General features: G+C 61.0%; 22 protein-coding genes. 10 read left to right on the top strand and 12 right to left on the bottom strand.

The features are described 5' to 3' along the window. Positions 1-97: 97 nt before the first annotated feature. Entirely contained in the window at positions 98-997 is a 900-nt protein-coding gene (locus tag ACF6ZU_RS23465; protein WP_392887441.1) for a LysR substrate-binding domain-containing protein, read from the bottom strand. 263 nt (positions 998-1,260) lie between these two features. On the opposite strand from ACF6ZU_RS23465, the gene ACF6ZU_RS23460 reads away from it, so the two are divergent. Genes ACF6ZU_RS23460 through ACF6ZU_RS23450 form a run of 3 tightly spaced genes read left to right on the top strand, consistent with a single transcriptional unit; the run spans position 1,261 to position 3,854 of the window. Continuing rightward, on the top strand, positions 1,261-1,959 hold the full coding sequence (locus tag ACF6ZU_RS23460) for a CoA transferase subunit A (RefSeq protein WP_157713071.1): 699 nt from the start codon (positions 1,261-1,263) through the stop codon (positions 1,957-1,959). Positions 1,960-1,995: 36 nt separating this feature from the next. Continuing rightward, a complete protein-coding gene (locus tag ACF6ZU_RS23455; protein WP_008021761.1) occupies positions 1,996-2,661 on the top strand; it encodes a CoA transferase subunit B in 666 nt (221 codons plus the stop codon). Between the two features lie 11 nt (positions 2,662-2,672). Further along, entirely contained in the window at positions 2,673-3,854 is a 1,182-nt protein-coding gene (locus tag ACF6ZU_RS23450) for an acetyl-CoA C-acetyltransferase (protein WP_392887437.1), read from the top strand. Between the two features lie 182 nt (positions 3,855-4,036). On the opposite strand, the gene ACF6ZU_RS23445 is transcribed toward ACF6ZU_RS23450, so the two are convergent. Beyond that, the gene (locus tag ACF6ZU_RS23445; RefSeq protein ID WP_392887434.1) at positions 4,037-4,639 is read right to left on the bottom strand and encodes an NADPH-dependent F420 reductase; all 603 of its coding nucleotides are present in this window, start codon (positions 4,637-4,639) and stop codon (positions 4,037-4,039) included. Between the two features lie 22 nt (positions 4,640-4,661). Then, complete coding sequence (locus ACF6ZU_RS23440; RefSeq protein WP_392887431.1) at positions 4,662-5,414, bottom strand: SDR family NAD(P)-dependent oxidoreductase; 753 nt, start codon at positions 5,412-5,414, stop codon at positions 4,662-4,664. 110 nt (positions 5,415-5,524) lie between these two features. Here ACF6ZU_RS23440 and ACF6ZU_RS23435 point away from each other — a divergent pair, with 110 nt between their 5' ends. Then, positions 5,525-6,427 (top strand): LysR family transcriptional regulator, encoded by a 903-nt coding sequence (locus ACF6ZU_RS23435; RefSeq protein ID WP_392887429.1) that lies wholly within the window; start codon positions 5,525-5,527, stop codon positions 6,425-6,427. Positions 6,428-6,512: 85 nt separating this feature from the next. Here the strand turns inward: ACF6ZU_RS23435 and ACF6ZU_RS23430 are convergent, their stop codons facing one another. The 3 genes from ACF6ZU_RS23430 to ACF6ZU_RS23420 all read right to left on the bottom strand — a co-directional run bounded on the left by ACF6ZU_RS23430 (position 6,513) and on the right by ACF6ZU_RS23420 (position 8,766). Further along, positions 6,513-7,832, bottom strand: a complete 1,320-nt coding sequence (locus tag ACF6ZU_RS23430; RefSeq protein ID WP_392887427.1) for an Nramp family divalent metal transporter — start codon at positions 7,830-7,832, stop codon at positions 6,513-6,515. Then, positions 7,771-8,118, bottom strand: a complete 348-nt coding sequence (locus tag ACF6ZU_RS23425; protein WP_392887425.1) for a hypothetical protein — start codon at positions 8,116-8,118, stop codon at positions 7,771-7,773. The genes ACF6ZU_RS23430 and ACF6ZU_RS23425 overlap by 62 nt, the downstream gene beginning before the upstream one ends. Before the next feature lie 114 nt (positions 8,119-8,232). Beyond that, positions 8,233-8,766: a chalcone isomerase family protein gene (locus ACF6ZU_RS23420; protein WP_392887423.1), complete on the bottom strand. Its 534-nt coding sequence runs from the start codon at positions 8,764-8,766 to the stop codon at positions 8,233-8,235. A gap of 157 nt (positions 8,767-8,923) precedes the next feature. On the opposite strand from ACF6ZU_RS23420, the gene ACF6ZU_RS23415 reads away from it, so the two are divergent. From ACF6ZU_RS23415 to ACF6ZU_RS23400, 4 genes are all read left to right on the top strand, one after another. Further along, positions 8,924-9,715, top strand: coding sequence for a hypothetical protein (locus tag ACF6ZU_RS23415; RefSeq protein WP_392887422.1), 792 nt, complete (start codon positions 8,924-8,926; stop codon positions 9,713-9,715). A gap of 84 nt (positions 9,716-9,799) precedes the next feature. After that, positions 9,800-10,474: a glutathione S-transferase family protein gene (locus ACF6ZU_RS23410; protein WP_392887421.1), complete on the top strand. Its 675-nt coding sequence runs from the start codon at positions 9,800-9,802 to the stop codon at positions 10,472-10,474. Between the two features lie 28 nt (positions 10,475-10,502). Then, entirely contained in the window at positions 10,503-10,829 is a 327-nt protein-coding gene (locus ACF6ZU_RS23405) for a putative quinol monooxygenase (RefSeq protein WP_392887419.1), read from the top strand. A gap of 70 nt (positions 10,830-10,899) precedes the next feature. Beyond that, positions 10,900-11,460 carry a hypothetical protein gene (locus ACF6ZU_RS23400; RefSeq protein ID WP_392887417.1) on the top strand — a complete coding sequence of 187 codons (561 nt, stop codon included), beginning with the start codon at positions 10,900-10,902 and terminating at the stop codon, positions 11,458-11,460. Between the two features lie 3 nt (positions 11,461-11,463). On the opposite strand, the gene ACF6ZU_RS23395 is transcribed toward ACF6ZU_RS23400, so the two are convergent. The 3 genes from ACF6ZU_RS23395 to ACF6ZU_RS23385 form a co-directional block, all read right to left on the bottom strand. Further along, entirely contained in the window at positions 11,464-12,180 is a 717-nt protein-coding gene (locus tag ACF6ZU_RS23395; protein WP_392887415.1) for an alpha/beta hydrolase, read from the bottom strand. A 180-nt stretch (positions 12,181-12,360) separates the two neighbouring features. Next, entirely contained in the window at positions 12,361-13,473 is a 1,113-nt protein-coding gene (locus ACF6ZU_RS23390; RefSeq protein WP_392887413.1) for a succinylglutamate desuccinylase/aspartoacylase family protein, read from the bottom strand. A gap of 203 nt (positions 13,474-13,676) precedes the next feature. Next, positions 13,677-14,456, bottom strand: coding sequence for an ABC transporter substrate-binding protein (locus ACF6ZU_RS23385; protein ID WP_392887412.1), 780 nt, complete (start codon positions 14,454-14,456; stop codon positions 13,677-13,679). 174 nt (positions 14,457-14,630) lie between these two features. Between ACF6ZU_RS23385 and ACF6ZU_RS23380 the strand changes: the two genes are divergently transcribed. Further along, positions 14,631-15,269 (top strand): type 1 glutamine amidotransferase, encoded by a 639-nt coding sequence (locus ACF6ZU_RS23380; protein ID WP_392893888.1) that lies wholly within the window; start codon positions 14,631-14,633, stop codon positions 15,267-15,269. 94 nt (positions 15,270-15,363) lie between these two features. Here ACF6ZU_RS23380 and ACF6ZU_RS23375 read toward each other — a convergent pair whose 3' ends face one another. Continuing rightward, positions 15,364-15,792, bottom strand: a complete 429-nt coding sequence (locus ACF6ZU_RS23375) for a rhodanese-like domain-containing protein (protein ID WP_392887410.1) — start codon at positions 15,790-15,792, stop codon at positions 15,364-15,366. A gap of 101 nt (positions 15,793-15,893) precedes the next feature. Between ACF6ZU_RS23375 and ftrA the strand changes: the two genes are divergently transcribed. Then, on the top strand, positions 15,894-16,868 hold the full coding sequence (gene ftrA / locus ACF6ZU_RS23370; protein WP_392887409.1) for a transcriptional regulator FtrA: 975 nt from the start codon (positions 15,894-15,896) through the stop codon (positions 16,866-16,868). 108 nt (positions 16,869-16,976) lie between these two features. On the opposite strand, the gene cobF is transcribed toward ftrA, so the two are convergent. Both cobF and ACF6ZU_RS23360 read right to left on the bottom strand, forming a co-directional pair. Then, on the bottom strand, positions 16,977-17,732 hold the full coding sequence (gene cobF / locus ACF6ZU_RS23365; protein ID WP_392887407.1) for a precorrin-6A synthase (deacetylating): 756 nt from the start codon (positions 17,730-17,732) through the stop codon (positions 16,977-16,979). Between the two features lie 2 nt (positions 17,733-17,734). Then, the gene (locus tag ACF6ZU_RS23360; protein WP_392887405.1) at positions 17,735-18,304 is read right to left on the bottom strand and encodes a histidine phosphatase family protein; all 570 of its coding nucleotides are present in this window, start codon (positions 18,302-18,304) and stop codon (positions 17,735-17,737) included. Between the last annotated feature and the right edge of the window lie 372 nt (positions 18,305-18,676).

Here is an 18,676-nt window from a genome sequence, read left to right as displayed (position 1 = left end):
GCCGGCTTGCCGGCGATGGCGGTCTTGAATCCTGCAGCGCCTTCACGGACGCCATCGCCGGCAAGCCGGCTCCTACGGGATTGGGGACAACCGTAAATTAGAGGGCGAGACGCTCGCCCAGGTTTTCTTCCTTGAGAATATCGAACAACGCCTGCGCCGCCGCCGACAGTTCGACCCCAGGCTTGGTCAACACGCCAATCGCCCGTTCCACCACCGGGTCGTGCAACGTGATGCACCGCGCGCCCAGTTCGCGCATCTGCCCGGCACACAGCGCCGGGACCGCGCTCACGCCCAGACCGCTGGCGACCATCCTGCCGACCGTCGCCAGTTGATGGCTCTCGAACTCCACCGGCAACTTCATCCCGCGGGCCTGCAAGTGCTCTTCCAGCATCACCCGCACCGTGGACGGTCGTTGCAAGGTAATAAACGGTTGTTCAAGCAGCGTCTGCCAATCGATGTCTGCGCGCTCCGCAAAAGGCGAATCCAGCGGCACCACCGCGACAAACCGGTCCATGTACAAGGGCGTGAAAGCCAGCGACGAACTCTGGGTCGGCTCAAACGCCACCCCCAACTCGACCTGGCGGTCGCGCACCATTTCCAGCACCTGCTCGTTGATCACGTCGTTCACCGTGACATTGACCTTCGGGTACCGCGCGCGAAACGTCTTGAGGATCGGCGGCAGCAGGTTGCCGGCAAACGACGGCATCGCCGCCAGCGTCACCCGCCCGCGTTGCAGGGTGAAACGCTGGCGCAGCTCATCCTCGGCGTTATCCCAGTCAGCGATCAGGCGCCGGGCCAGTGGCACCAGGGATTCGCCCTCGGCGGTCAGCGCCACATTGCGCGTGTTGCGAGTGAACAAGCGCCCGCCCAGGCCTTCTTCCAGCGCCTTGATGGTCAGGCTCAACGCCGATTGCGACAGGTGTAGGCGTTCGCAGGCGACGGCGAAGCTCAGGCTCTGGGCCACGGCTAAAAAAGCCCTGATCTGCTTGACTGTCATGGTTGAACTGCTCCAGTAATGGGCACAGAGGCATTCTTCTGTAGGAGCGAGCCTGCTCGCGATGGACTCAAGGGCGCCGCATTAAGCCAATCAACACGCGTTTTCGTTAACGATCATCGCAAGCAAGCTCGTTCCTACAGGGTTTATTGGTGAGTTTTATCTATCAATCAACCTTAAAAATCAACTTAACAAATAAATCCCCCGGCGAGACACTTCAACCCATACGGCTAGCCAGCCGCCCACAAAGAATAAAAGAGGTGCATATGGCAGGTTTCGACAAGCGCGTGAGTTCCTACGAGGAAGCTCTGGCAGGTCTTGAAGACGGTATGACCGTGATCGCCGGCGGCTTCGGCCTGTGCGGGATCCCGGAAAACCTCATCGCCGAGATCAAGCGCAAGGGCACACGCGACCTCACCGTCGTCTCCAACAACTGCGGCGTCGACGGTTTCGGCCTCGGCGTGCTGTTGACCGACCGCCAGATCAGCAAAGTGGTCGCCTCCTATGTCGGCGAAAACAAGCTGTTCGAAGAGCAACTGCTCAAAGGCGAAATCGAAGTCATCCTGACCCCCCAAGGCACCCTCGCCGAGAAAATGCGTGCGGGCGGCGCCGGCATCCCGGCATTCTTCACCGCCACCGGTGTCGGCACTCCGGTCGCCGAAGGCAAGGAAGTGCGCGAATTCAAGGGCCGCAAGTACCTGATGGAAGAATCCATCACCGGTGACTTCGCCATCGTCAAAGGCTGGAAAGCCGACCATTTCGGCAACGTCATCTACCGCCACACCGCTCAGAACTTCAACCCGCTGGCCGCCACCGCCGGCAAAATCACCGTGGTCGAAGTCGAAGAAATCGTCGAACCCGGCGAGCTGGACCCGGCGCAGATCCACACCCCTGGCATCTACGTCGACCGGGTCATTTGCGGCACGTTCGAGAAGCGCATCGAACAGCGCACCGTGCGTAAGTGATCCCCTGCCCCCGGACCGAATGAAGGAATAACAACAATGGCACTTTCCCGCGAACAAATGGCTCAACGCGTCGCCCGCGAAATGCAGGACGGCTTCTACGTGAACCTCGGCATCGGCATTCCGACCCTGGTCGCCAACTACATTCCCGAAGGCATGGAAGTCATGCTGCAGTCGGAAAACGGCCTGCTGGGCATGGGTCCGTTCCCGACTGAAGACACCATCGATGCCGACATGATCAATGCCGGCAAGCAAACCGTGACCGCACGCATCGGCGCGTCGATCTTTTCCTCGGCCGAGTCCTTCGCGATGATTCGCGGCGGTCATGTCGACCTGACCGTGCTGGGTGCGTTTGAAGTGGACGTGCAAGGCAACATCGCCTCGTGGATGATCCCCGGCAAACTGGTCAAGGGCATGGGCGGTGCGATGGACCTGGTGGCCGGCGCCGACAACATCATCGTCATCATGACCCACGCGTCCAAGGACGGTGAGTCCAAGCTCCTGTCCCAATGCAGCCTGCCGCTGACCGGCGCCGGTTGCATCAAGCGCGTGCTGACCGACCTGGCGTACCTTGAAATCGAAAACGGCGCGTTCATTCTCAAAGAGCGTGCACCGGGCGTCAGCGTCGAAGAGATCGTCGCCAAGACCGCCGGTAAACTGATCGTGCCGGACCACGTTCCGGAAATGCAGTTCGCTGCCCAGTGAGGAATCATTCCATGCAAGAAGTCGTCATTGTCGCCGCCACCCGTACTGCCATCGGCAGCTTCCAGGGTGCGCTGGCCAATGTGTCCGCGGTTGACCTCGGCGCTGCGGTGATCCGCCAGTTGCTGGCGCAAACCGGCCTGGACCCTGCTGAAGTCGATGAAGTGATCATGGGCCAGGTGCTGACCGCCGGCGCCGGGCAAAACCCTGCGCGCCAGGCCTCGATCAAGGCCGGCCTGCCGTTCGCCGTCCCGGCAATGACCCTGAACAAGGTCTGCGGTTCGGGCCTCAAGGCCCTGCACCTGGGCGCCCAGGCCATCCGCTGCGGCGACGCCGAGGTGATCATTGCCGGCGGCCAGGAAAACATGAGCCTGTCCAACTACGTGATGCCGGGCGCGCGCACCGGTCTGCGCATGGGTCACGCGCAAATCGTCGACACCATGATCAGCGACGGTTTGTGGGATGCGTTCAACGATTACCACATGGGCATCACCGCCGAGAACCTGGCGCAGAAGTACGACCTGAGCCGCGAACAGCAGGACGCTTTCGCTGCCGCCTCGCAGCAGAAAGCCACGGCCGCTATCGAAGCAGGGCGTTTTGTCGACGAGATCACGCCGATCCTGATTCCACAGCGCAAGGGCGATCCGCTGTCCTTCGCCACCGATGAGCAACCGCGTGCCGGCACCACCGCCGAGTCCCTCGGCAAACTGAAACCGGCCTTCAAGAAAGACGGTTCGGTGACCGCCGGCAACGCCTCGTCGCTGAATGACGGCGCCGCCGCCGTGATCCTGATGAGCGCGGACAAAGCCAAGGCCCTGGGCCTGCCAGTGCTGGCAAAAATCGCGGCTTACGCCAACGCGGGCGTGGACCCGGCGATCATGGGCATCGGCCCGGTATCGGCCACGCGCCGTTGCCTGGACAAGGCCGGCTGGTCCATCGATCAACTGGACCTGATCGAAGCCAACGAAGCCTTCGCCGCGCAATCCCTGGCGGTGGCCAAGGACCTGGAATGGGACTTGAACAAGGTCAACGTCAACGGCGGCGCCATCGCCCTCGGCCATCCGATTGGTGCTTCGGGTTGCCGTGTGCTGGTGACCTTGTTGCACGAGATGATCAAGCGTGACGCCAAGAAAGGCCTCGCCACCTTGTGCATCGGTGGCGGTCAGGGCGTGGCACTGGCGCTGGAACGGGTTTAAAGCGTTAAACGGGCGGTGCGGGGACCCACGAAGATCCGCGCCGTCCGGCAACACCCCTCACTCTCGAGCGAGGGAGCATTTCTGTAGGAGCCGGCTTGCCGGCGATAGCGGCGTGTCAGGCGACATCAATGTCGATTGTTCCAGCGCCATCGCCGGCAAGCCGGCTCCTACAGGGTTTGCGTTCAGGCGAATTTTACGAGGTTCAACGCCGGCAGCGGACCGCCCGGAAACTGCACCAGTCGCGCGCCGACACTCAATTCCCCCAGATCAATCCCGAAGAACCCCAAACGCTCGGTCAACGCGACCACCTGAGCTTTCGCCTGGGCGTCATCGCCCGACACGAACAGCACCCGTCGACCGCCCTCCGCCGCCGGATCGCTCTCCAGCAAACGCGCCGCCAGGTGATTGAACGCCTTTACCACCCGCGCCCCCGGCACCCATTCGGCGAACACTTCGCTAGACATACGGCCCTGCAAATCCACGGCCTTGAACGACGGCGCTTCAATCGAGTTGTTGGCGTCGATCACGATGCGCCCGCCGAAGTCCGGCAGCCCCGCGAGTGCGGTCGGCAACTTCGACCAGTTGACCGCCACCAGAACGATCGGCTGTGCTGCCGCTTCTTCACGGGTCCCGGCGCGTGCCGTCGGACCGAGTTCTGCCACCAGCGACGCCAGGGTTTCCGGCCCGCGGCTGTTGGCGATGACCACTTCAATGCCTTGCCGCGACAGCGCGCGGGCAAACGCTGCGCCGATAGCGCCGGCGCCGATGATTCCGATTGTGCTCATGATGCTCTCCTCAAAAAAGTAATCAGGCGGTGAAGCCGCCGTCAGCGATGATGTCGGCAGCGGTCACGAACGCCGCTTCCGGGCTGGCGAGGAACGCCACGACATTGGCGATCTCCTCGGGTTTGCCATAACGCCCGACAGCGATGCCAGGGCCGACGATTTCGCTCACCGGGCCGCCATCGGGGTTCATGTCAGTGTCGGTCGGGCCGGGGTGAACGGTGTTGACGGTGATGCCCAGCGGGCCGAGATCACGGGCCAGGCTGCGGTTGAAACCAGCGATGGCGCCTTTGGTCAGGGTGTACAGCGAAGCGGTCGGGAACGCGGCGTAGTGAGTCATCGACGAACCGATGTGAATGATCCGCCCGCCCGCCTTCATGTGCCGCGCCGCTTCCTGAGTGGCGACGAACACGCCGGTGACGTTGACCGCGATCATCCGCTGGTAGTCGTCGAAACTGATGTCCTGGATCGGTCCGCCGAGGGCGATGCCGGCGTTGTTCACCAGAATGTCGATGCTGCCGAACGCCTCGATCGTGCGCGTCACGGCGGCACGCACCGCCACCGGATCACCGGCGTCAGCCGCGACGGCCAAGGCGCGACCGCCTGCGGTTTCGATGGCTTGCACCACCTCGAACGCTTTGTTCGGCGAGGCGCTGAACGTCAGCACGACGTTGGCGCCGTCAGCGGCCAGACGCTTGGCAATCGCAGCGCCTATCGAGCGTGAGCCGCCGGTCACCAAAGCGGTTTTGCCGGCCAGAGGAAGGTGGGAAGTTGTCATTGATGTGTCACTCCGTGATTGGGATGGAGTGAATACTGCGCTTGCCATTAGCCCTTGATTAGCGGGTAATGGCTTGAATCATCTTCAAGCATTGATAGCAGGTGTAAACCTTGGAAACCCTCGCCAACCTCGAATCCTTCGTGCGCAGCGCCGAGACCGGAAGCTTCTCCGCCGCAGCGCGCTTGCTCGCCCTGACGCCCGCGGCGGTCAGTCGCAACGTGGCGATGCTCGAACGCAACATCGGCGTACGGCTGTTCCAGCGTTCGACCCGCAAGCTGTCCCTGACCGAAGCCGGGGAAGGTTTCCTCGCCAGCATCGGTGGCAATCTTGAAGCATTGCAGGCGGCGATCAGCGCGGTGACCACCGACCGGGGCGAGCCGGCGGGTGTGTTGAAAGTGAGCCTTGCACCGACCTTTGGCATAGGCCATATCCTGCCGCTGCTGCCGGCATTTCTGGCGCGTTATCCGTTGATTCGCCCGGAATGGCACTTCGAAAACCGCCCCGTGGATTTGATTGCCGAGGGCTATGACGCGGCCATTGGCGGCGGTTTCGAATTAACGCCGGGGGTGGTGTCGCGCACATTGGCGGCGGCGCATGTGGTGGCGGTGGCCTCCCCGGCTTACCTCGCCGGGCGCGCGTTGCCCGACAGCCCTGCGGACTTGCATCGGCTCGACGGCATCGTCATGCGCGGCGTTCGCACCGGGCGGATTCGGCAGTGGGTCATGCAGGACGGCGCCGGGCATGAAGCGTCGGCCAGCCTGAGCGAGAGCATCGTGCTCAATGACCCTGCGGCCATGCGCGAGGCGGCGGTACTGGGTTTGGGGGTAACGCTGCTGGTGCTGCCGGACGTGGCGGCAAACATTGAGCGTGGGGAACTGGTGAGGCTGCTGCCGGACTGGCACGCCGATGCGGGGCCGATCTCGCTGTATTACCCGAGCCGAACGTTGATGCCGGCCAAGACCCGGGTGTTTATCGATTTTGTCGTTAATGCATTTCAGGCAGGTACCGTGTAATCGTTCATCGCGAGCAGGGCTCGCTCCCACAGGGAAATGCAGTCCAACTGTGGGAGCGAGCCTGCTCGCGATGAGGCCCGATCAATCACCCCAAAAACTGGAAAATCAACCAGCTATTCGCCCCACTGATCACCGCAAACAACCCCCACGCCAACACCCGCGTCGGCAGCCGGTTCACAAACGGCCCCATCAACTTGTGGTCATTGGTCATGCGAATCAACGGATACAACGCAAACGGCAACTGCAGACTCAGCACCACCTGGCTCAACACCAGCAACTTGCCGATCGCGTTATCCCCCATCAGCCAGACGCCGATAAACGCCGGGATCAACGCCAGCCCTCGGGTAATCAGGCGCCGCTGCCAGCAAGGAATCCGCAGGTTCAGGTAACCCTCCATGATCACCTGCCCGGCGATGGTCCCGGTAAACGTCGAGCTCTGGCCCGACGCCAACAAGGCCACACCAAACAGCACGCTGGCCAGGGCGCCGCCGACCAGTGGATCGAGCAAGTGGTAAGCGTCCTGGATGTCCACTACATCGGTATGACCGGTCTTGTGGAAGGCCGCTGCCGCGAGAATCAGGATCGCCGCGTTGACCAGCAGCGCCAGCGCCAGGGAACCGATGGTGTCGATGCGCGCCAGTTTCACCGCGTCCTGCTTGCTGGCCAGATCCTTGCCGATCATCCGGGTCTGCACGATCGACGTGTGCAGGTACAGGTTATGCGGCATCACCGTGGCCCCGAGAATGCCGATGGCCAGGTACAGCGGCGCAGCATCGCCGATGGCGGACAGCGACGGCGTGAACCCGCGAGCGACGTCCGGCCAGTAAGGCTTGATCAACAGCAGTTCAACGAAGAAGCACACGCCGATGGTGCTCACCAGCACCAGCATGATCGCTTCGAGTCGACGGAAGCCTCGGTTTTGCAGGGCCAGCACCAGCAAGGTGTCGAACGCCGTCAGCGCAATGCCGACCGTCAGCGAACAACCCAGCAGCAGGTGGAACGCCAGGGCACAGCCGAGCACTTCGGCGAGGTCGGTGGCGATGATCGAGATTTCCGCCAGCACCCACTGCGTACGCGCGGTCCGCGTGCTGTAGCGCTCGCGGGACAATTGCGCGAGGTCTCGCCCGGTAGCGATGCCCAGGCGCGAACACAGGCACTGCACCACCATCCCCGCCAGACTGGCCAGCAGCACCACGAACAACAGGCTGTAACCGAAACGCGACCCAGCCTCGATGGCCGTAGCCCAGTTGCCCGGATCCATGTAGCCGATCGACACCAGCAAGCCCGGACCGGCGAAACGCAAGACACGTTTGAAGAATGACGCGCGAGGATCAACGGCGACGCTACCGGCCACTTCCGGCGGGCAAAACGGCGCCGTGGCAACTTTGGGCAAAGTGAATTTCACGCGAACATTCCAGAAAACCGGCGGGAGGAGGCAGCTTAGACGTTTCGCGCTTTTCGGTGTACCGGCAAAACGCAAAAGAACAACGTGATTGCTTTTGCTCCTGATCTTGATCTTGATCTTGATCTTGATCTTGATCTTGATCTTGATCTTGATCTTGATCTTGATCTTGATCTTGATCTTGATCTTGATCTTGATCTTGATCTTGATCTTGATCTTGATCTTGATCTTGATCTTGATCTTGATCTTGATCTTGATCTTGATCTTGATCTTGATCTTGTAGGAGCAAGCTTGCTCGCGATTAATTCAAGAGCGCCGCGTTTAATCAGGAAGCACGCGTTATCGTTAACGACCATCGCGAGCAAGCTTGCTCCTACAAGATCAAATGCAATCGCGGTGATGCTCAGGGCTTGGCAATGCCCAACAACTGCTCCCGCAACTCGGGATTGCTCGTACGCGGATCAAGCCAGATATCAAAAAACACCCGGGCAAACACCGGATCCTTCACTTCGTACAGCAACTGCTGGCCGACAAAAAAGCGTGCGCCCTGCCCCGGCAGATAAACCCCGGTGAGCCGGGTCCCGGCCTCCACATCGACGAACGCCTCCTGCATCTGCGCCTGCCATTGCGCCAGTTGCCCGGCACTGACCGACGTCCCCGACAAACGCTTGATCTCCTTGACGCTGGCCTTGACCAGATCCTCCCGGGAAATCCGCCGCTGATAAATCAGCTCCAGGGCAAACGGCTGGTCGCTCACAAACGGCTGCGCGGCACTCCACAAACGCGCGTTATAGACGTCGAACCCGAACATCCGGAACTCGCCCGTGCCAATGATCCGCGCCCCGGGCAGCGTGTCCTGCCAATTGGCCAATGCCTGGCCGCCCAGCAAAACCAACAGCCACAGGCCATGACGTAAAGGTGAGTGGAGACGGTTCATGATCGGCTCGATTCAGCGCGAATGGATGCTGATACTTATACGCAAAATGCGTTGCGGTACAAGCATGCAGCTTTGTATACAAAAATCGACAATCCTTGCAGCAATCTGTCCGCGGCAGTGCTAACGTTGCCGCCTCACACAGGTCGGAGGCGCCTTCGTGCTGCTGCTCAAACTGCTGGTCATTCCCGGATTTCTCCTACTGATCTCCCTCGCGGGCAAGCGCTGGGGGCCGAGCGTCGCCGGGTGGTTGTCGGGGCTGCCGGTGGTGGTCGGGCCGATTCTGTTCTTCCTCGCCATCGAGCAAGGCGAAGTGTTCGCCGCGCAATCGGCGACGGCGGCGTTATCCGCGATGTTCGCGATGATTGCCTTCTGCGTGACCTATGCCCAGGTCGCACAACGGTCCGGATGGCCTTGGGCGCTGGTGGTTTCGCTGCTGGTCTGGGCGACGGCTGCCGTGGTCCTGTCGGTGATTCCACCGTCGCTGACCTTCTCGGTGATCGCCGCCGCGACCGCGCTCCTGGCGGCGCCATACCTGTTTCCCAAGGTGCAGCCGATCGTTTCGGGACCGGCGCCCAAGTCCGACAAATTGCTGTTGCGCATGATTGCCGGCGCCCTGCTCACGCTCGCGGTCACCTGGCTGGCCAGTACCGTCGGCGAACGCTGGAGCGGTCTGCTCGCGGTGTTCCCGGTACTGGGCAGCGTGATGGCGGTGTTCTCCCAGCAAACCCGTGGCCCGGCGTTCACCGCAGCCTTGTTGCGTGCCACGGCCACCGGCATGTATTCGTTCAGCGCGTTCTGCCTGGTCCTGGCGCTGACCTTGCCAGGCATGGGTCTGAAGGCTTTCGGCCTGGGCGTCGCAGTGTCCGTGGCCATGCTCGGCGTCACCCGGCGCCTGCTGGCCAAACCAGTGGCAACGCCGACAACCCGTTCAACTATTTCGAACGAGTAGAACAAAAACCCCGTACGTCAATCGAACAGGTTTCGCCCACCATAAGCCTCAGTTACCGACCAACCACTCACTGAGGCCTACACCATGAAATTCTTTTTCCACCCTTCGCCAAACCCGATGAAAGTTGCTCTGCTGCTCGAAGAACTGCAAACGCCCTACGAGCTGATCGGCGTCGACACCTTCAAGGGCGAGCAACACCAGCCAGCCTTCCTGGCGATCAACCCGAACGCAAAAGTACCTGCACTGGTCGATGGCGATGCCACCGTGTTCGACTCCCAAGCGATCCTGCTGCACCTCGCGCAAAAACATCAGCAATTCCTGCCGACAACCGTCGCCGGCCAGGCCGAACTGCTGTCGTGGCTGATGTTCATCGCCACCGGCCTGTCGCCATTTTCCGGCCAGGCTGTGCACTTCCTGCACCACGCACCGGAAGACCTGGCCTACGCGAAAAACCGCTACCTGAAAGAAGTCGAGCGTCATTACCGCGTACTCGATGAGCGCCTGGCCGACCATCAATACCTGGCCGGCGACACCTACAGCATCGCCGACATGGCGTTGTGGGGCTGGGCCAACTACGCGCCGTACATCCTTGGCGAAAATGGCCTGGCGGCCTACCCGAACGTCAAGCGCCTGTTCGACGAAATCAGCGCCCGCCCTGCGGCCGTGCGGGCTCACGGCCTCAAAGAGAAGCTGGTGCTGAAAGCGGAATTCGACGAAGAAACCCGTCGCAACCTGTTCCCGCAGAACCAGGCGCAGTAACCCATTCCCCGCATGCGAAGGTGATGAAATGAGTGATCAAGTCGCGTTTATCGTTTACCTGCCAGCCAAACCGGAACGTTTCGCCGAAACCAAAGAGCGCCTGCTCGACGTGGTTCACCAGATGTCGGCCGAGCCGGACTTCGTCAACACCTGGGTCCACCAGTTGCAGGACGAGCCGAACACCCTGGTGCTCTACGAAACCTGGAATTGCAGCAAGGAAGACTTCATCGCGCGCCACCTGAGCAAGCCGTATCGCCAGGACTATGAACAGCTGTTGCCGGAGTTGTTGGCCAGCGATCGCCGGATCGAGTTTCTGGATGTGATCGAGAGCTATCCAGCACGCCGCGCCGTCTGAACGCAGCTGCTACAAAAAGGATTCCATGGGATGATCGCCCTCAAAGCGCGATCATCCCTGGAGATTCAGAATGTTTTTGTTGAGTAAAAAAGCCGTTGTCCTGCTGCTGGCTGCGGTTGCCAGCCTGGGGGCTTTGAATGCGCAGGCGGCTAAAGAGACAGCGCCGGCGCAGAACGTCTCGATGCTGGGCGGAAAATTCAAGTTCACCCTGCCCAAGGGCTTCGTTTCCAATCCGCTTCCGGCGGACGCGACTGGCGCGAGCGGCACCATGTACACCAACGAGACCACCAAAACCGTGGTCATCGCCGCTGAAAACACCATCCCCGGTGGCGCCAACGTCAAGGACAACGACGGTGGCTTCCTCGACGGCACCTCGGCCGACTTCGCCACCCAACAGGCCAAGGCATTGCCTGATTTCACCAAGCTCAGTGAAAAAAGCCTGACCCAGAAAGGCACAGGCCTAGGTCTGCGCCAGCTCGACAGCATCGCCACCCAGGGCGGTGGCAAAACCCTCGATACCACGCTGATGGCCGCCTCGGGCACCCGTATGGCGCTGGTTCAGGTGATTTCCCGTCTCAGCGACAATGCGGGCCACGAGGCTCTGGTTAAACAGATCGTTTCCGGCAAGTAAGGCTCAGGGGTTGAGGCGCTGTAACCACGCGTTCAGGTCCTGCATTTCTTCGGCACTGATGTTGTGGCCCACGCCTTGGTAGGCATGAAACTCAGGTTTGAGTGACAGGCTTTGCAACAGGCTGTTCGCTTCGGTGCCGTCGTTGAACGGCAGACGTTTGTCCGCGGTGCCGTGCCCGATGAAAATCGCCAACTGCTGGCGTTTTTCATCGGCTTTGAGTTCAGACTTGAGCACCGGCAGGATCCGCCCGCTCAACGCCGCGATCCCGCCCACAGCGTCAGGGTGACGCAGCCCGACCTCGTAGGACATGATCGCGCCCTGACTGAAGCCCACCAGGTAAACCTTGTTCTGCTCTGTGTGATATTTCTTCGCCGCCTGTGCGACGAAGTCCAGCAAGACCTTGCCGCCGGCCTTCAGATCATCCGTCTCGCCGTTGTAGGCACCTTCCCCTTTCTTGCGAAACCACTGATAGCTGCCCTCTTCCATCACGATCGGCGCGCGCACCGACAGGTAGTTGTATCGGGCCGGCAACTCATCCTTGATGCCGAACAGATCCTGTTCGTTACTGCCGTAGCCGTGGAGGAAAATAACCAGGGGCTGATTGACGGAATCGGGATGGGCCTGCTCCAGGTACTTGAGCGGCAGATCGGTGTGCAGCGGGGTTTCAGCGTGGGCGGCGGTGGACGCCAGGAGTGTCAGCAGAGCGAGAACCTTAAACATAAACCTTCCTTCACAGAGCGCAGGATTCGGGGTTGAGCCTAACATCTCCTGCTGCCGATGCACTCGCGGAGCTGCTGATACCGTCATCGCGAGCAGGCTCGCTCCCACAGTTGAAATGCATTCCCCTGTGGGAGCGAGCCTGCTCGCGATGACAATATCAACGACACCAAAGCATTCCGATCAGTCGTTGATCAACTTGCCAACCCGAATCGCCTCACGCCCCGCGACTTTCGCCTGCCACGTACCCGGCTGCGTGTAGCGCCCGCGATCAATCGCAAACAACACGCCACTGGTGCCGGCGCGCACGGTTGTGACGCGGTCATGCAACGGGTCGACCACCTCGAACAGCGCGTCGCCCTGCTCCACCCATTCACCGGCCTCGCGCAGAAAACTGACCACGCCATGATGCGGCGCAAACAGGTACTCCGTGCCTTCAAACGGCATGCCTTCACAGCATTCACTCGGTGCCGCCGGCCAGGTGCCCTTGATAAAACCCTGCTCGGCGAGGAACCCGAGAATGGCCTCGCAGTTGGCCTGAGCCTGATCGACGCGGGTATCGCCCATGCTGCCCAGCTCGAGTGTGGTCGCCAGATTCGCGGGTGGAATCGCCGCCTCGGGGAAAGCCCTGGCCAGGCGCAACCATGGCGAAGAACAGGACTCGTCGAAAGAGCTGCCGCCAGAGTCTTCACACAGCAGCGCCACGCCGGCCTTCAAGCGTGCCGCCAACGGTTGCCACTGCGGCCAGTGTTGCGGCAAGGCGTAAATGTGAATCGCCGCGTCGAAATCGCAATGCAGATCGAGGGTGATGTCGGCGTCACAGGCGTGGCGCAACAGCAAGCGATGCATGGCTTCCAGCTGCGACTTGGGTGCAGGCAGATCATCGAGCACTTGGCCCATGGTCTGACGAATCAACGCAATGTTGGCCTGGGCATCGGTGCCCAGCTGATCGCCGATCAGTTCAGCGACCGGCGCGCTCAGTTCAACGAACGAGCGGTTGAAATTCTTGCCGCTGCCAAGCTCGAAGCGGCCCATGTGACTGCCTTGCAGGTGTTGGTCCAGACCGATGGGATTGGCCACCGGCACCAGTTCGATCACCCCTTGCAACTGGCCCTGGGATTCGAGTTCGGCCAGGCGTTTTTTCAGTTCCCAGGCGGTGCGCATGCCCGGCAATTCGTCAGCGTGCAGGCTGGCCTGGATGTAGACCTTACGCGCGCCGGTGCCGTAACGAAACACGCTGAGGGTGCGTTCGGTGCCCAGGTGGCTCCAGGGCAATGGGTGGTCGATGCGTTGCATGAAACGACTCCTGAATATCAAAACACAGAGATCCCCTGTAGGAGTGAGCCTGCTCGCGATAGCGGTGTGTCAGTCGATACAAATGTTGGCTGATACACCGCTATCGCGAGCAGGCTCGCTCCTACAGGGTTCTCATTTCATTAAAGAGAACATAAAAAAAGTGGCAACCGCCTTCACGGTTGCCACTTTCTTATACGGCCGGATTACTCGCCGTAAACGTCAAAATTGAAGTACTTGTCCTGCACTTGCTTGTACTTGCCGTTGGCGCGGATTTCAGTGATGGCGGTGTTGAATTTGTCCGCCAGCTCGGTATCACCCTTGCGCACGGCGATACCGGCGCCGCCGCCGAAGTACTTGGCGTCTTCGTAGGTCGGGCCGACAAATGCGAAGCCCTTGCCTGCGTCGGTTTTCAGGAAACCGTCGTCGAGGTTGACCGAGTCGGCCAGCATCGCGTCGAGGCGACCGGAGACCATGTCCAGGTTGGCTTCCTGCTGGGAGCCGTAACGCACCAGGACAATACCGGCCGGCTGCAGCACTTCAGTGGCGAAACGGTCGTGGGTACTGGCGCGCAGTACACCGACTTTCTTGCCCTTGAGCTCGGTCAGCGGGTCTTTCACGTCGGTGCCTTCCTTCATCACGAAGCGCGCCGGGGTGTGGTAGTACTTGATGGTGAAATCGACGTTCTTCTTACGGTCGTCGGTGATGGTCATGGACGACAGGATCGCGTCGATCTTCTTGACCTTCAATGCCGGGATCAGGCCGTCGAACTCTTGCTCGACCCACACACATTTCAGTTTCGCCTGTTCGCACAGCGCATCGCCGATATCGACGTCGAAACCGGTGAGCTTGCCGTCAGGGGTTTTCATCGAGAATGGCGGGTAACCGGCTTCGATACCGATGCGGATCGGCTTGGCGTCATCGGCCACAGCGGTCAGGGACAACATCGACAGTGCCAGGGCACCGAACATCACTAGCTTCTTCATTTATAACTCCCGTGTGCGGAGACTTTTATTGGCAGCGTTCGATTGGTAGCTTTCGGTCAGAGCTTTTTTGTTGGAGAAGACCGAAGTGGCCGGCAGTCTAGAGCGGCTTCAGGCGGGTAAATTGTGCATAAGCGACAAATACTTATAAAAAAGGCGAACTGAATGAACGATGAGATTCGCGGACTGAACCTGATCCAGCACCACCCCGCCGAAGGTCCGGGCGCGATTGCCGAGTGGGCCGGGTCGCGCGGGTTGACGCTGAATGTCTTTCGCGCCGATCTGGGCCAGTTGCCGCCCGTCAGTGCACAACCCCTGATTTTGTTGGGCGGCCCTTATGAATCCAACGCCGGGCCGGCGTGGTTGGGCGCGGAACGTCAGTGGCTGGCGGGATGCCTCGATCAGGGCGCGGCGGTGTTTGCGATTTGTCTGGGGGCGCAGCTGCTGGCGCTAAGCCTGGGCGGGAACGTGCGCAGGATGGATCGGACCGAAACCGGCTGGACGCCAGTTTGCTTTGCCGATGGCCAGGTATTGAAGGTGCTGGAATGGCACGAAGACGCTATCGACCTGCCGCCCGGTGCGCAGCTGCTGGCGAGCAGCGATCAATGCGCGCAGCAAATGTATCGCGCGGGGCCTGCGCGGGTGGGGTTGCAGTTTCATCCGGAGTGGAATGCCGAATCGGTGGCAACGCTGAATAAGCACTTTGGGGATGAATCGCCATTGCCACGGGGCGAGCCGGAAAGCGCCGCGCATGCCGCCGTATTTCAATGGCTTGAGGCGACGCTCGATGATTGGTGGTCCACTGCAAATTTGTAGGAGCCAGCTTGCTGGCGATGGCGGTGGATGATTCGACGCGTCTATCGTCTGAACGACCGCAATCGCCGGCAAGCCGGCTCCTACACGGACTGGATCAGCAGTCGCAGCCAATGGCGGTTGGTCGTTGCACCTCGGTGCTCAGCACAAACCCTTCATCCAGCCACCCGGTCACCCCGCCGATCATTTCCTTGACCGGGTAACCCAGCGCCGCCAGCTTCACCGCCGCCTTGTTGGCACCGTTGCAATGTGGCCCGGCGCAATACACCACGAACAGCGTGGATTTGGCATAACCGGCCAACGCCTCGGCGGTCAGCAAGCGTCCCGGCAGATTGATCGCACCCAGCACGTGACCGCGCTCGAACGCCAGCGGACCGCGTACGTCCATCAGCACAAAATCCACATCGCCTGCCTGCTGGCTGCTGTGAACGTCGGAACAATCGGTTTCAAAGGTCAGACGGTTGCTGAAATGCATCAGGGCAATGGCCGATGGGGCGGCGGGAATCAGGCGAACCAGGCTGGTCATGGGGCGTACTCCAGAGTCTCGGTGGGTGTGAGACGACTTTATCCGCGGCGCACTTGCGGCTAAAGTGGCGCACAAGACACTCACCGGGAACTTTCCGCCAAATGCAGCCCACCCCTGGATTGGTCGCCATCCTCGCCTACGACGGCCTCTGTACATTCGAATTCGGCATCGCCGTGGAGATTTTCGGCCTGGCGCGGCCCGAGTTCGAATTTCCCTGGTACGCACACCGGATCGCTGCCGTGGACCAGGGCCCGATGCGCGCCATGGGCGGCATTCAGGTGCTGGCGGACGGCGGCCTGGAACTGCTCGCCGACGCCCGGACCATCATCATTCCGGGCTGGCGTGATCGCAGTGCCCCGGTGCCGGAAGAGTTGGTCACCGCCCTGCGCCAGGCCCATGCACGGGGCGCACGGTTGCTGTCGATCTGCTCGGGCGTGTTCGTGCTGGCGGCAACCGGCTTGCTCGACGGTCACGGCGCCACCACCCATTGGCGTTACGCCGCAGAGCTGGCCGAGCGTTTCCCGAACATTCTGGTGGACCCGGACGTGCTCTACGTCGACTCCGGCCAACTGATTACCTCGGCCGGCAGCGCGGCCGGCATCGACGCCTGCCTGCACCTGGTGGCACGGGACTTCGGCACGCAAGTCGCCAACTCAGTGGCACGGCGGCTGGTGATGTCGCCGCAACGCACCGGCGGTCAGGCGCAGTTCATTCCGACGCCGGTCAGTCCTACGCCGCGCAGCGATCTTTCACGCGTGATGCAGTGGGCCCGGGAACGTTTGCATGACCCGCTGGAGGTTCGCGACCTGGCCAGTGAGGCGGCCATGAGTGAACGGACGTTCCTGCGCCGGTTTACAGAAGCCACCGGTTTTTCGCCCAAGTCCTGGTTGCAGCATGAGCGCCTGGCGCGGGCTCGCGAGTTGCTGGAAAGCAGTGGGCAGAACACAGAACAGATTGCCGAACGCTGCGGTTATCGCTCGGTGGAAAGCTTCCGGGTGGCGTTTCGCAATGTCGTCGGTGTGCCGCCGTCGGTGTATCGGGAGCGGTTTGGGCGGGAGGTCAGAGCACATTTTTGAGCTGTGTTTGCGGGCCCTTCGCGAGCAGGCTCGCTCCCACAGGGGGAATGCATTTCAATTGTAGGAGCGAGCCTGCTCGCGATGGCGCCCGCCCAGACACAGAAGAACTCAAGGCTTGCGCAAAAGATAGGTATCCATGATCCACCCATTGGCCAACCGCGCCGCCTTGCGTACCCGCTCAATCTCATCCGCCACGTCCTTGAGCCGGCCGCTGATGAGGATCTCATCCGGCGTCCCCAGATACGCGCCCCAATAGATCTCCGTCTCCTGATCCTCCACCTGATGGTAGGAATCTTCGGCGTCGAGCATCACCACCAGGCTGTCGGCATCACTCACCTGCCCCGCCGCCAATCGCCGGCCCGTAGTGATTTCAATCGAACGCCCGATGCGGTTCAGCGGCACTTTGTGCTGCGCCGCCAACGCCTGAACGCTGGTGATGCCGGGGATCACGTCAAACTCGAAGGCACATCGCCCCGACGCCAGAATCGCCTGCAGGATTCGAATGGTGCTGTCGTACAGCGCCGGGTCGCCCCACACCAGGAATCCGCCGCACTCGCCGTCGGACATTTCTTCATTGATCAGCCGTTCGAAGGTCAGCTGCTTGGCAAGGTTCAGATCTTCTACGCTGGCCTTGTAGTCCACATCGCCACGCTCGCGCTCCGGGCTATGGGCCTCGACGAAGCGATAGTCGTGGTCGTTGATATAGCGTTCACAAATCTCGCGACGCAGGTCGATCAGCTTGTCTTTGCTCTGGCCCTTGTCCATCAGGAAAAACACATCAACCCGGTTCAACGCCTTCACGGCTTGCATCGTGATGTAGTCGGGGTTGCCGGCACCGATGCCGATGATCATCAGTTTTTTCATTATCAGAAACCCTCAAGGCCAGTGCCCGACAAACGCAGGCGCCAGCGACCATTGAACCGTAGCTCGATGGCTGACAGTGGCTCGACATCGATCAGATTGAATGCCGGACTTTGCAACACGTGCGTCAACGCCGCGCGAATGACGAACGGGTGGGTGATTGCAACGATATGTCCCGGTGTGGCTTCCAGCATGGACAGCCAAGCGCCCACTCGCTCGCCGAGCTGAGCCACGGATTCGCCACCGTGTGGCGCCGACTGTGGATCGTCGAGCCAGGCCTGCAGCGACTCGGGATCGGACTTCTGCAGATCGTCGATTCGCGCCCCCTTCCAGCACCCGAAATCGCAATCCCTCAGCGCTTCGATGATTTCCACCTCGGCGCCGAACAACGCAGCGGTTTGTCGGGCTCGCAATTCCGGGCCGCTGACCAGGCGCGGCGTTCCCTTGAAACGGGAGCGAAGCGAACCCTCTGCCGACTGCCAATCCATCTCAACCGGCTCATCCGTAGGAAAACACGCCAATTTCTGTGCGACGGTTCGAGCGTGGCACATCAGGGTTAAACGGGTCGCCAGCACGAAAGATCACTCGGTTGAAGGAAGAGAAACGGCATCAGGTCAATTATCCGAGGGCAATTGTGCCGCAAGAAAGGCGAATGGGGGCATTTCGTTACAACGGTCGTCCTAGAAAAACGGCCTTCTCTGACATCAATGTCAGCGAGGGCCTACAAGGCTGATCGACATCCGTGTAAGCCCCAACGCACGGCCCTTTCGCCCCGTTTTGGGGCTGAAAGGGCCAGGCAAAAATTCACTAGACATGTGGCGCGGGTTAAATAAATACTGCCGTAACGGATCAAGAAACATAAACACTCTTCCCCATCCAGCAGGAGCCCGGATACCTCTTCCAGCGTTATGAACCACCGCCTCCGTTGTCAGAATTCCGACCGGCCA

The sequence above is a fragment of the Pseudomonas migulae genome, from assembly GCF_043225285.1.
GTDB classification, from domain to species: Bacteria; Pseudomonadota; Gammaproteobacteria; order Pseudomonadales; family Pseudomonadaceae; genus Aquipseudomonas; species Aquipseudomonas migulae_C.
The sequence above is the reverse complement of the archived record's forward strand: the minus strand, read 5'-3'. Positions and strand labels throughout refer to the sequence as shown.

Bases quoted from the DNA above. Each gene is read 5' to 3' on its own strand.
- ACF6ZU_RS23465 (WP_392887441.1), bottom strand. From the start codon at position 997: ATGACAGTCAAGCAGATCAGGGCTTTTTTAGCCGTGGCCCAGAGCCTG.
- ACF6ZU_RS23460 (WP_157713071.1), top strand. From the start codon at position 1,261: ATGGCAGGTTTCGACAAGCGCGTGAGTTCCTACGAGGAAGCTCTGGCA.
- ACF6ZU_RS23455 (WP_008021761.1), top strand. From the start codon at position 1,996: ATGGCACTTTCCCGCGAACAAATGGCTCAACGCGTCGCCCGCGAAATG.
- ACF6ZU_RS23450 (WP_392887437.1), top strand. From the start codon at position 2,673: ATGCAAGAAGTCGTCATTGTCGCCGCCACCCGTACTGCCATCGGCAGC.
- ACF6ZU_RS23445 (WP_392887434.1), bottom strand. From the start codon at position 4,639: ATGAGCACAATCGGAATCATCGGCGCCGGCGCTATCGGCGCAGCGTTT.
- ACF6ZU_RS23440 (WP_392887431.1), bottom strand. From the start codon at position 5,414: ATGACAACTTCCCACCTTCCTCTGGCCGGCAAAACCGCTTTGGTGACC.
- ACF6ZU_RS23420 (WP_392887423.1), bottom strand. From the start codon at position 8,766: ATGAACCGTCTCCACTCACCTTTACGTCATGGCCTGTGGCTGTTGGTT.
- ACF6ZU_RS23410 (WP_392887421.1), top strand. From the start codon at position 9,800: ATGAAATTCTTTTTCCACCCTTCGCCAAACCCGATGAAAGTTGCTCTG.
- ACF6ZU_RS23405 (WP_392887419.1), top strand. From the start codon at position 10,503: ATGAGTGATCAAGTCGCGTTTATCGTTTACCTGCCAGCCAAACCGGAA.
- ACF6ZU_RS23400 (WP_392887417.1), top strand. From the start codon at position 10,900: ATGTTTTTGTTGAGTAAAAAAGCCGTTGTCCTGCTGCTGGCTGCGGTT.
- ACF6ZU_RS23395 (WP_392887415.1), bottom strand. From the start codon at position 12,180: ATGTTTAAGGTTCTCGCTCTGCTGACACTCCTGGCGTCCACCGCCGCC.
- ACF6ZU_RS23390 (WP_392887413.1), bottom strand. From the start codon at position 13,473: ATGCAACGCATCGACCACCCATTGCCCTGGAGCCACCTGGGCACCGAA.
- ACF6ZU_RS23385 (WP_392887412.1), bottom strand. From the start codon at position 14,456: ATGAAGAAGCTAGTGATGTTCGGTGCCCTGGCACTGTCGATGTTGTCC.
- ACF6ZU_RS23375 (WP_392887410.1), bottom strand. From the start codon at position 15,792: ATGACCAGCCTGGTTCGCCTGATTCCCGCCGCCCCATCGGCCATTGCC.
- ftrA (WP_392887409.1), top strand. From the start codon at position 15,894: ATGCAGCCCACCCCTGGATTGGTCGCCATCCTCGCCTACGACGGCCTC.
- cobF (WP_392887407.1), bottom strand. From the start codon at position 17,732: ATGAAAAAACTGATGATCATCGGCATCGGTGCCGGCAACCCCGACTAC.